This is a genomic window from Streptomyces sp. NPDC054840 (genome assembly GCF_053611065.1).
On sequence record NZ_JBSGZP010000194.1, the window covers coordinates 1 to 11,236 of the forward strand.

The window sequence follows — 11,236 nt, forward strand, 5'->3', positions numbered from 1 at the left end:
CCCGGGGCCCACGTCACCAGGTCGCGCGGACCTGACGGATGATCCGGCGGCGCAGTCGCACACGGCGACTGCCGTCCCGGTACAGGCTCAGCCGGTCGAGTTCCCAGTTCCCGTACTCGGCATGGTCGGTCAGCAGGCGGGTCGCCTCCTTGCGAGGGACACCGCGGGGCACGTACACGTCGACAAATTCGTATTCCGGCATCGCATCTATTGTGCGGGCAGAGCCCTGCTACGGATAGCGTCTGCTCTATGTCTGATGCCGATCTGCCCACTGTTGCCGAGGTACGCGCCGCCGCCGAGGCGGTCAAGGCCGCGCTCGACCGTCACCTCGCCGCGGTCGAGCGCAGGATCGGGGACGAGGACCCGGACGTCTACGCCGCGTTCAACGAACTCGCCGCCGCGTCCGAGGTGTACGACGAACTCCTCTACGACCGCTACGACGAGGTCACCCCCTTCGAGATCCCCACGCCCGAGGACGCCGTCCCGTACACCGGCCCCGCCGAGCCCGCCGCCTTCAGCGTGCTCATCCGCCGTGACTACGCCGTGGTCGAACCGGCCCGGCTGATCGCCCAGGCCGAGCGGGTCGCCGCGCACGACCGGGACGCCGAGTTCGTCCAGGACGGCGGCAGCGCCGACGCGCTGGGCGTCCTCTTCGGGGAGTACGAGCCCGACGAGATCGCCTCCCGTTACAAGGACTTCGGGCTGGAGGAGGGTGACTCCACGCTCTGGATCGCGGCCTCCGAGGAGGTGGCTGAACCGGGGGAGTGGCTCAATTCGCCCTTCGGGCACATCGACCCGCAGGACGTGCTGCACCGCTTCGACGTCAGCTCCGTCTTCGACGAGGAGGCGGACGAGTTCGACGGGGACGAGGAGGAGGCCGCGGAGCCGGGCCTGACCCCGGCCTGACCCCGGCCCGACCCTCGCTCCGCAGATGCCGGACACCGTGGCCCCGCCCTTGCGGACGGGGCCACGGCGGTTCACTCCGGCTGCGCGCCCGCCGTCGCGAGGGCCGTCAGCAGGCCCGTCAGGCGCGTCGTACGCGGCTTCGCGGGCACCTCGGCCACCGCGTGCGGCAGCGCCTGGTCGACCCCGTGCACCACGGACAGGTGCCGCTCGCCCCGCCCGAACGCGGTGTAGACCCAGTCCCGCGACAGCGCCTGCGCCGCGTCACCCGGCAGTACGACGACCACCGCCGGCCAGCGCGTGCCCACGGCCTGGTGCGCCGTCACCGCCCAGCCGTGCCGCACCTGGGACTCGACGAGCTCCTTCGGTACGACGATCCGCGCGCCCGCCCGGTCCAGGTGCAGGCCCTCGGCGTCGGCCGACACCACCCGGGCCGGCAGGGCCCGCCCGGCGGACGGTACGTGGACGACCCGGTCACCGGGGTCGAAGCCGCCGAAGCGGCCCGGCCCAGGGTTCAGCCGCTCCTTCAGGGCGGTGTTCAGCGCCCGGGTGCCGGCCGAGCCGCCGTGGCCCGGGGTGATCACCTGCACGCTGTCCGCCGGGATCCCGAAGGCCCGCGGCACCGACTCCGACACCAGCTGCACGGCCCGGTGCACGGCCTCCCCGGCATCCTTCACCGGGACGATGACGACCTCCTTGCCGGGGGCGTCGACCTGGTTCAGCTCCCCGATGCCGACCCCGGAGACGAGCTCGCCGAGGGGGCCCGGGTCGGGGGTACGGGAGACCAGCTGCGGGCAGGTACGGGCCGCCAGCACATCGGCGAACACCCGCCCGGCTCCGGCGGACCCGAGCACGCCGGGGTCCCCGGAGAGCACCAGCCGGGCCCCGTCCGGGACGGACTCCACCAGCGCGGCCGCGGTCTCCACGTCCAGCTGCGGGGCGTCCAGCACCACCAGCAGGTCCAGCGCGAACCGGCCGTCCGTGTCCCGCCCGGGCCCCTCGGCCCCGGTCAGCAGCCCTGCCACGGTCACCGGGTCCGGGCCGCCGCCGGGGGCGTGCGCGGCCACGCAGACCCGCCGGCCCAGCTCCCTGGCCGCGGCGGCCAGGGCGACCGGTTCGGCGCGGGCGGCCTCGCCGCCGGTATGGGTGACCAGGCCGTGGCCCGCGACGGCGCGGATCAGCTCGGCGGCGGAGGGGCTCGGCGCGGATCCGGCGGCCCGCTCCCACTGCGCCGCGTCGTCGAAGGTTCCGGCTGCCAGCCTGGCCAGGCCGTCGGCCAGGCTCTCCTCGGCCATGGCGGCGCCCTCCAGGCCCACCAGGACCCTTACCGGCTGCTCGGCGTCCTCGGCGACCGGCGGCCCGAGGGGCTCGTGGAAGACGAGCACCAAGCCTTCGGTGATGGCCTGTTCCAGCGTTTCGGCCGGATCCGGTACCCCGTACTGGGCCAGGGCCTTCTCCAGCACCGGGGCCTCCAGCGCGGTGTGCCCCTTCAGCCCGGCCTGCGCCAGCAGCCAGCCGACCAGGACGGTGGTGCGGCGCTCGTCCCCGGGACCCGCCTCGGGGCCCAGCAGGGCCCGGGCGAAACCGTCGGCCTGGGCCGGGCGTACGGCCGGGAGCGACAGCAGCCGCCAGGGGTTCTCGGTGAGCTGCCCGGCGGCGTCCTCGCCCAGGGCGGCCGCGGCCGGGGCGGCCAGCGCCTCGGGGGCGCCACCGCGGGCCAGTACGGCCCGTACCCCCTCGACGGCGTCGGCGGAGGGCGCTGCCGGTGCGGCCGCGGCGGCGGGGCGCGGGGCGGGGGGCGCCGCGGGTGCCTTGCGGGGGGCGGCCGGGGCCTCGTCGAAGTACACGGTGGAGGGCTTGGCGCCGCCCTCCACGGCCCGTACGGCGGCCAGCAGGTCGGCGGCCTTCCCGCTGAGTTTCGCCCCGGCCTCGACGGGCGCCTCCCGCTCGGCCTTGCGCCGGGCGATGCGCTCCCGCTCGACCTTCTGGGCGGCCAGTTCGGCCTGGGCCTCGGAGAGCGCGGGTGGGGCCGGGGTATCGGGACCGGTTCCCGCGGGGCTCTCCCCCTCCCCGCCCCCTCCCGAAACCGCGGGCTCCGCCCCCGCGTCCCCGTCCCCGCCTTCGGCGGCCGGGCCGGTGGCGGCTTCGGCGGAGCCCGGCCCGTCACCGATGCCGGCACCCGCCTCGCCCGGCTCGGCACCCGCCTCGCCCGGCTCGGCACCCGCCTCGCCCGGCTCGGCTCCGGCTTCGCCCGGCTCGGGCTCGGGTGTGCCTTCGAGCACCGCTTCCGCTTCCGCTTCGGCGGCTGCGGACGGCTCGGCCTCCGGGGTGGCCGGGTTCTCCGCGGCAGCGGTATCGGCCTGAGGGTCCGTACTCACAGCGTGCTCCAGTCCTGATCGGGGTAGCGGTGCACCGGAGCCGAAACATCGTCCAGCGCCCGGCAGATCTCCTCCGGAAGACTAAGGGCCTCCACCGACAGCGCCGCCCCGAGCTGCGCGGACGTCCGCGCGCCGACGATCGGCGCCACCACCCCCGGCCGGTCCCGGATCCACGCCAGGGCCACCTGGAGCGGGGTCACGGCCAGCCCCTGGGCCGCCGTGACCACCGCGTCCACGATCCGCCCCGCCGCCTCGTCGAGGTACGGGTCCACCAGGGCGGCCAGTGACTCCGAGGCGCCCCGGGAATCGGTCGGGGTGCCGTCCCGGTACTTGCCCGTCAGCACCCCCCGGGCCAGCGGCGAGGACGGCAGCAGGCCGATGCCCAGGTCCAGCGCGGCCGGCAGCACCTCGCGCTCCACCCCGCGCTGGAGCAGGGAGTACTCCATCTGCGTCGAGGCGATACGGGTGCGCACGCCGGGGGCCGCGAGCTGCCAGGTCGCCGCCTTCGCCAGCTGCCAGCCGCAGAAGCCCGCCAGCCCTGCGTACCGGGCCCGGCCGCTGCTCACGGCCAGGTCCATCGCCTGCAGGGTCTCCTCCAGCGGGGTGGCGGGGTCGAAGGCGTGCACCTGCCACAGGTCGACGTAGTCGGTGCCCAGTCGGTCCAGCGAGGCGTCGAGGGCGGCGAGCAGGTGCCCGCGCGAGCCGTCGAACCTCCGGTCGGGGTCCGGCACGCTGCCCGCCTTGGTCGCGATCACCAGGTCCCGGCGCGGGACCAGCCCGCCCACCAACTGCCCGAGGAGGTACTCCGCCTCACCGCCCCCGTACACGTCGGCGGTGTCGACGAGCGTGCCGCCCGCTTCCCAGAACGTCTTCACCTGCTCGGCGGCCGCTTCCTCGCCGGTGTCGCGGCCCCAGGTGAGGGTGCCGAGGCCGATCCGGGAGACGCGCAGTCCGGTGCGGCCGAGATGCCTCTGCTCCATGAGCGCTGAGACTACTGGGGCGCTGACGCGGAGCACCCTGGCGCGCTACAGTCCCCGCACACCAACGTTACTGATCGGTAAACCGGTAAGGGGACGATACATGCGGCTCGGCATCAATCTTGGTTACTGGGGCGCGGGCATGGACGCCGACAACCTCGCCGTCGCCCAGGAGGCCGACCGCCTGGGTTACGACGTCTGCTGGGCCGCCGAGGCCTACGGATCCGACGCCCCGACCGTGCTCGCCTGGGTAGCGGCCCAGACCGAGCGCATCGACGTGGGTTCGGCGATCCTCCAGATCCCGGCCCGCCAGCCCGCGATGACCGCCATGACCGCGGCCACCCTCGACTCGCTCACCAAGGGCCGCTTCCGGCTCGGCCTCGGCGTCTCCGGCCCGCAGGTCTCCGAGGGCTGGTACGGCGTCAAGTTCGACAAGCCGCTGGCCCGCACCCGCGAATACGTGGAGATCGTCCGCAAGGCCATGACCCGCGAGCGGCTCTCCTACGAGGGCGCGCACTGGACCCTGCCGCTGCCGGGCGGCCCGGGCAAGCCGCTCAAGCTGACCGTGCACCCCGAGCGCGAGCACATCCCGCTCTACATCGCCGCGATCGGACCGAAGAACCTGGAGCAGACCGGAGAGATCGCCGACGGCGCGCTGCTGATCTTCCCGGCGGCCGAGCACCTGGAGGCCACCGCCCTCACCCACATCCGGGCGGGCCGCGAGAAGGCCGGGCTGACGATGGAGGGCTTCGACGTCTGCCCGACCGTGCCGCTGGCCCTCGGCGAGGACGTGAACGCGCTCGCGGACATGTTCCGCCCGTACACCGCCCTGTACGTGGGCGGCATGGGCAGCCGGAAGCAGAACTTCTACAACCAGCTGGCCCAGCGCATGGGATACGAGAAGGAAGCCGCCGAGATCCAGGACAAGTACCTGGCGGGCGACAAGAACGGCGCGGCCGAGGCGGTCCCGCACTCGCTGATCGACTCGACCACCCTGCTCGGCCCGGTCGCCCGGATCGCCGACGGGATGCGGGCCTACGCGGAGGCCGGGGTCACCACCCTCACGCTGGCCCCGGCCGGATTCACCCTGGACGAGCGGATCGCCGCCCTGCGTGCCGGCACCGAGGCCATGGAACGGGCGGGTCTCGCCTGATCGCCTGATCGGCCGATCCGGATGCCGGCGGGTGTCCGCCGGCACCGGTGAACGCTTCTGCGGCCGTGGTGGGGGCTCGGGGGGTCTTCCCCGCCACGGCCGACGCAGGGAACAACGCCGGGAACGCCCGCCGGGTTACGCGCGGCGCCCCGACCCCTCATTCGTTCATTCGGACGAGTAGGGCGGGCGTGTTTTTCAGGTCCCGCCTGGCCTGCGGCGTCCGGCACCGCACGTCGCCGCGTTGTCGGGGCGCCGGAGTACTGCAAGCACACGGGCGGCCCTCCGCCTTGCGATGCACGGCACCGGACGCCGCAGGCCTCGCCCTCCGGGCGCCCGGCGCTCCTTCTCAAACACGCCCTGGCGCGACCCATCGGTTGCCCGCCCCGCCGACCGGCGTTTGACTCGTTCCATGCTCTCTGCCCGCAGCCTGTTCCAGGAGATCGTCGACAACGACGACTCCTTCCAGCTGTTCTGCTCCATCGCCGCGAGCGGGGAGACCCAGGGCGGCTGGGAGAACGCCCGTATCGCGGCCCTGGTGCCCGACGGCATGCGCCACCTCGCGCCCAAGATCACCCGACACGGCGCCGACGAGGACAAGCACGGCCGGATCTTTCACGCCCTGCTCCGCAAGCGCGGCCTGCCCGCCGTCCCGGTACCCCCCGAGACCGACTACACGATGCTGCTGGAGCGCCGCGGCATCGGCCTCGCGCACGAGAAACTGCGCCGGGAGCTGGCGCTGACCGAGGAGGACATCGTCGTCTACCTCGCGCACAGCCGCGTCACCGAGCAGCGCGCCGCCGACCAGATGGACATGCTGGTCAGGTACTTCGGCGACCACGCCGAGGTGGGCAAGGCGATCCACATGATCAGCCACGACGAGGACAACCACCTCGCCTACTGCCACGAGGAACTGCTGCGCCTCGCCCGGTCCGGATACGGCCGCACCATCCAGCGGGTGCTCCGCGAGAGCGCGCTCGCCGAGATCTCCGTCTACCGGGACGTGAGCCTCGCCGTCATGAGGCACATGGGACGGCTGCTGCACTGGCCCGCCCCGAAGGCGGCCGCGCTCGCCACCGGCATCCGCGCGATGTACGCGTACGAGCGGTTCGGCGGCTGGCACCGGATGGTGGACCTGCGGCTGCCGGAGCACCTGGACCCCCTCGGCACACCGGCCGCCGCGCCGGACTCCGCCGACGCCGCGCGCGAGCGGGAACTCAGAGCCAGCCCCGGCGCTTGAACATCCGGTGCAGGCCCAGACACGTGGCCGCCATGACCACCAGCACCGCCGGATAGCCCCAGGTGTGCCGGAGCTCGGGCATGTGGTCGAAGTTCATCCCGTAGATGCCCGCCACCATCGTGGGGACGGCCGCCATCGCCGCCCAGGCCGAGATCTTGCGCATGTCGTCGTTCTGCCGCAGGCCCATCTGCGCGAGGTGCGCGGAGAGCGCGTCCGACAGCAGCCGGTCCAGACCCTCGATATACTCGTTCGCCTTGGTCAGGTGATCGGCGACATCGCGGAAGAACGGCTGGGCGTGCTCGTGGACGAACGGCACCTGCCCGAAGGCGAGGCGGTCCATCGGCTGGAGCAGCGGGCTCGTCGCCCGCCGGAACTCCAGTACCTGCCGCTTGAACCCGTAGATCCGGGCGGCGGTGTTCTTGGTGTCCGAGGCGTTCGGGGCGAAGACCTCGGCCTCCAGTTCCTCCAGATCCGCCTGGAGCTCGGCCGCCACCTCGATGTAGTGGTCGACCACCGCGTCGGACACCGCGTACAGCACCGCCGTCGGGCCGTGCCGCAGCACGTCCGGGTCCTGCTCCAGCCGGTGGCGCACGGCAGCCAGCGGGGCCCCCTCGCCGTGCCGGACCGTGACGACGAACGAGTCCCCTATGAAGACCATCAGCTCGCCCGCGGTCACCGTGTCCGTGGCCTCGTCGTACCGCACCGGCTTGAGGACGACGAACAGCGAATCGTCGTACACCTCCAGCTTCGGGCGCTGGTGCGCGGTCAGCGCGTCCTCCACCGCCAGCGGGTGCAGGCCGAACTCCTGGCTGACGTGGTCGAATTCCTTCGCCGTCGGCTCGTGCATGCCGATCCACAGGAAGGCGTCACCGGTGGCCCGGGCCTGGTCGAGGGCGTCCGAGAAATCGTCCGGTCCCTCGGTACGGCGGCCGTCCCGGTAAATCGCGCAGTCCACAATCACGCGGGGCATTCTTCCCTGCCCAGCGCCCGCCCGCACACCCGCGCCGGCGCATACCCTGGCCCCATGGCCACGCTGATCCTCGTACGACACGGGCGGTCCACCGCCAACACCGCTGGGCTGCTCGCCGGATGGACCCCCGGAGTGGCCCTCGACGAGCGCGGTGCCGAGCAGGCCGCAGCGCTGCCCGGCAGGCTGGCGGGCGTACCGCTCGCCGCCGCCGTCACCAGCCCGCTGCAGCGCTGCCGGGAGACCCTGGCGCCCCTGCTGGCCGCCCGGCCGGAGCTGGAACTGCACACCGACGAGCGGATCGGTGAGTGCCACTACGGCGAATGGTCGGGCCGCAAACTGTCCGAGCTCTCCGACGAACCGCTGATGAAGATCGTCCAGCAGCACCCGTCGGCCGCCGCCTTCCCCGGCGGCGAGTCCATGCGCGCCATGCAGGCGCGCGCCGTGGAGGCCGTACGCGACTGGGACGCGCGGATCGAGCAGGAGCACGGCAGCGACGCCGTCTTCCTGATGTGCTCGCACGGCGACATCATCAAGTCCCTTGTCGCGGACGCCCTGGGGATGCACCTGGACCTCTTCCAGCGCATCCACGTCGACCCCTGCTCGGTGACCGCCATCCGGTACACCACCACCCGGCCCTTCGTGTTCCGGCTCGGTGACACCGGGGACTTCGGCTCGCTCGTCCGGCGCCCCGCCGCACCGGAGACCGTCGCATCGGACAAAGACACCGAAGACGCCGGGAACGCCGTCGTGGGAGGCGGCGCGGGCGCTGCTTGATCGCCCGGCGCAGTAGGGTGGACGGGCCAACACAAGGGCGCAGACCTGCCCCTGCCGCCGAGACTTGGAGACTGGACGTGCCCCGTCAGGTGTTCCTCTACGACCCCCCGGACCGCTTCGTGGCCGGCACGGTCGGTCTGCCGGGACGCCGTACGTTCTTCCTGCAGGCCTCCGCCGGCCCCCGTGTCACCAGCGTCTCCCTGGAGAAGACCCAGGTCGCAGCGCTGGCCGAGCGGATGGACGAGCTGCTGGACGAGGTCGTACGGCGGTCCGGCGGCAACGCCCCGGTCCCGGCCGTCGCCCCCGCCGAGGCCGCCGACACCGCGCCGCTGGACGTCCCGGTCGACGAGGAGTTCCGCGTCGGCACCATGGCCCTGGCCTGGGACGGCGAGGAGCAGCTCATGATCGTCGAGGCCCAGGCGCTGGTCGAACTCGACGCCGACTCCGTCGAGGACCTCGCCGAGGCCGAAGAGCGACTGCTGCAGGACGAGGAGAACGGCCCGCCGATGCTGCGGGTCCGTCTCAGCGGCGCCCAGGCCCGGGCCTTCGCCAAACGGGCCCTGGACGTCGTCAACGCCGGCCGCCCGCCGTGCCCGCTGTGCAGCCTCCCGCTGGACCCGGAGGGCCACGTGTGCCCGCGCCAGAACGGCTACCGGCGCCAGGCGTGACGGACACGGGGGAACTGGAGGAACTGCTCGCCAAGGGCGAGCTCACCGTCATAGGCCGGATCCGCGAGGCGTCCAACGCCGTCCTGCTGTGCAGCGTCACGTACGGGGACGTGAGCGCCGACTGCGTGTACAAGCCGGTCAAGGGCGAGCGGCCGCTGTGGGACTTCCCCGACGGCAACCTCGCCCGCCGGGAGGTCGCCGCGTACCTGATCTCCGAGGCCACCGGATGGGGCCTGGTCCCCGCCACCGTGCTGCGCGACGGCCCGTACGGCGAGGGCATGGTCCAGCAGTGGATCGAAGCGGAGCAGCCGGACGAGGACTCCCCGCTCGGCGCGCTCCTCGGGCTCGTCGACGGCGAGGAGGCGGGGGAGGGCTGGAAGGCCGTCGCCCTCGCCGAGGTCGGTGAGGGCCGCACCGCACTGCTCGTGCACGCCGACGACCCCCGGCTGCGCCGCCTCGCCGTACTCGACGCCGTGATCAACAACGGCGACCGCAAGGGCGGCCACCTGCTGCCCGCGCCCGACGGACGGCTCTACGCCATCGACCACGGTGTGACCTTCCACGCCGAGGACAAGCTGCGCACCCTCCTGTGGGGCTGGGCGGGCGAGCCGCTGACGGATGACGCGCGCGAGGTGCTGGCCGCGCTGGCCGCAGGGCTGGCCGAGGGAGCCCCGCTCGCCATCCGGCTGGCCGAACTGATCACGCCGGTCGAGCTGGCCGCCGTACGGGACCGGGTGGGGCAGCTGCTGCGCACCGGAACCCATCCCCGGCCGTCCGGGCAGTGGCCGGCGATCCCGTGGCCACCGGTCTGAATCAGCCACCGGCCATACGCACAGAACCGGCCAGACCGCAAGGGTGCCGATCAAGACAACAGTGCAGGTCCAGTTCGTTTCCGGAACATCCGTCCGGTTAGGCTCGACGCATGCATGCCTGGCCCGCTTCTGAGGTCCCCGCCCTTCCTGGCAAGGGCCGCGACCTCCAGATCCACGACTCCGCGACCCAGGGGACGATCACCCTCGCCCCCGGTCCCGTCGCCCGTATCTACGTCTGCGGCATCACTCCGTACGACGCGACCCATATCGGTCACGCGGCGACCTACAACGCGTTCGACCTCGTACAGCGCGTGTGGCTCGACACCAAGCGGCAGGTCATCTACGTCCAGAACGTCACGGACGTGGACGATCCACTGCTGGAGCGGGCTCTGCGCGACAACCAGGACTGGACCGAGCTGGCCGAGCGCGAGACGGCGCTCTTCCGCGAGGACATGACCGCCCTGCGGATGCTGCCCCCGCAGCACTACATCGGCGCCGTCGAGGCCATACCCGGCATCGTGCCGCTCGTGGAGCGGCTGCGGGACGCCGGAGCCGCGTACGAGCTCGACGGTGACACCTACTTCTCGGTCGAGGCCGACCCGCACTTCGGCGGGGTCTCCCACCTCGACGCCGAGGCGATGCGGCTGCTCTCGGCGGAGCGGGGCGGCGACCCCGACCGGCCCGGGAAGAAGAATCCGCTGGACCCGATGCTGTGGATGGCCGCACGTCCGGGCGAGCCGAGTTGGGACGGCGCCTCGCTGGGCCGCGGCCGGCCGGGCTGGCACATCGAGTGCGTGGCGATCGCCCTCGACCACCTGGGCATGGGCTTCGACATCCAGGGCGGCGGCTCCGACCTGGCGTTCCCGCACCACGAGATGGGCGCCTCGCACGCCCAGGCGCTGACGGGCGAGTTCCCGATGGCCAAGGCGTACGTACACGCGGGCATGGTGGCGCTGCACGGCGAGAAGATGTCGAAGTCCAAGGGCAACCTCGTCTTCGTCTCGGCGCTTCGGCGCGCCGGGGTGGACCCGGCGGCGATCCGCCTCGCGCTCCTGTCGCACCACTACCGGGCCGACTGGGAGTGGACCGACGAGATCCTCGCCGAGGCCGTGACCCGGCTGGAGCGCTGGCGCGCGGCCGTGTCCCGGCCGGACGGCATCCCGGCCGACGCCCTGGTCGAGGAGGTGCGCGAGGCCCTGGCGAACGACCTGGACGCGCCTGCGGCCCTGGCGGCCGTGGACCGCTGGGTCGAGCGGCAGATCGCCACGGACGGCGACGACGAGTCGGCCCCCGGCCTGGTCTCCCGCACGGTCGACGCCCTGCTGGGCGTGGCCCTGTAGCCCGGCCGTCGTGACACCGATGCC

Annotated in this window: 11 protein-coding genes; 7 read left to right on the forward strand and 4 right to left on the reverse strand. The window is 73.2% G+C overall.

Features of this window, described 5'->3' with window-relative positions:
• Positions 1-13: 13 nt before the first annotated feature.
• Positions 14-202, reverse strand: a complete 189-nt coding sequence (locus ACWGIU_RS16230) for a DUF5703 family protein (RefSeq protein WP_030009118.1) — start codon at positions 200-202, stop codon at positions 14-16.
• 47 nt (positions 203-249) lie between these two features.
• Between ACWGIU_RS16230 and ACWGIU_RS16235 the strand changes: the two genes are divergently transcribed.
• A complete protein-coding gene (locus ACWGIU_RS16235; protein WP_453706306.1) occupies positions 250-906 on the forward strand; it encodes a hypothetical protein in 657 nt (218 codons plus the stop codon).
• Positions 907-977: 71 nt separating this feature from the next.
• Here ACWGIU_RS16235 and ACWGIU_RS16240 read toward each other — a convergent pair whose 3' ends face one another.
• A complete protein-coding gene (locus ACWGIU_RS16240; protein ID WP_453706308.1) occupies positions 978-3,281 on the reverse strand; it encodes an ATP-binding domain-containing protein in 2,304 nt (767 codons plus the stop codon).
• Complete coding sequence (locus ACWGIU_RS16245; RefSeq protein WP_453706310.1) at positions 3,278-4,261, reverse strand: aldo/keto reductase; 984 nt, start codon at positions 4,259-4,261, stop codon at positions 3,278-3,280. Before ACWGIU_RS16245 ends, ACWGIU_RS16240 begins: the two co-directional genes overlap by 4 nt.
• 100 nt (positions 4,262-4,361) lie before the next feature.
• Between ACWGIU_RS16245 and ACWGIU_RS16250 the strand changes: the two genes are divergently transcribed.
• Positions 4,362-5,411 carry an LLM class F420-dependent oxidoreductase gene (locus ACWGIU_RS16250; protein ID WP_453706312.1) on the forward strand — a complete coding sequence of 350 codons (1,050 nt, stop codon included), beginning with the start codon at positions 4,362-4,364 and terminating at the stop codon, positions 5,409-5,411.
• A gap of 409 nt (positions 5,412-5,820) precedes the next feature.
• A complete protein-coding gene (locus tag ACWGIU_RS16255) occupies positions 5,821-6,648 on the forward strand; it encodes a ferritin-like domain-containing protein (protein ID WP_453706314.1) in 828 nt (275 codons plus the stop codon).
• Here the strand turns inward: ACWGIU_RS16255 and corA are convergent.
• Complete coding sequence (gene corA / locus ACWGIU_RS16260; protein WP_453706316.1) at positions 6,626-7,618, reverse strand: magnesium/cobalt transporter CorA; 993 nt, start codon at positions 7,616-7,618, stop codon at positions 6,626-6,628. The genes ACWGIU_RS16255 and corA overlap by 23 nt on opposite strands.
• Positions 7,619-7,672: 54 nt before the next feature.
• Between corA and ACWGIU_RS16265 the strand changes: the two genes are divergently transcribed.
• From ACWGIU_RS16265 to mshC, 4 genes are all read left to right on the forward strand, one after another.
• Complete coding sequence (locus ACWGIU_RS16265; RefSeq protein ID WP_453706318.1) at positions 7,673-8,392, forward strand: histidine phosphatase family protein; 720 nt, start codon at positions 7,673-7,675, stop codon at positions 8,390-8,392.
• Between the two features lie 77 nt (positions 8,393-8,469).
• Positions 8,470-9,060 (forward strand): DUF3090 domain-containing protein, encoded by a 591-nt coding sequence (locus ACWGIU_RS16270; RefSeq protein ID WP_453706320.1) that lies wholly within the window; start codon positions 8,470-8,472, stop codon positions 9,058-9,060.
• The gene (locus ACWGIU_RS16275; protein WP_453706322.1) at positions 9,024-9,872 is read left to right on the forward strand and encodes an SCO1664 family protein; all 849 of its coding nucleotides are present in this window, start codon (positions 9,024-9,026) and stop codon (positions 9,870-9,872) included. The genes ACWGIU_RS16270 and ACWGIU_RS16275 overlap by 37 nt, the downstream gene beginning before the upstream one ends.
• Before the next feature lie 110 nt (positions 9,873-9,982).
• The gene (gene mshC, locus ACWGIU_RS16280; protein ID WP_453706324.1) at positions 9,983-11,212 is read left to right on the forward strand and encodes a cysteine--1-D-myo-inosityl 2-amino-2-deoxy-alpha-D-glucopyranoside ligase; all 1,230 of its coding nucleotides are present in this window, start codon (positions 9,983-9,985) and stop codon (positions 11,210-11,212) included.
• Positions 11,213-11,236: the final 24 nt, after the last annotated feature.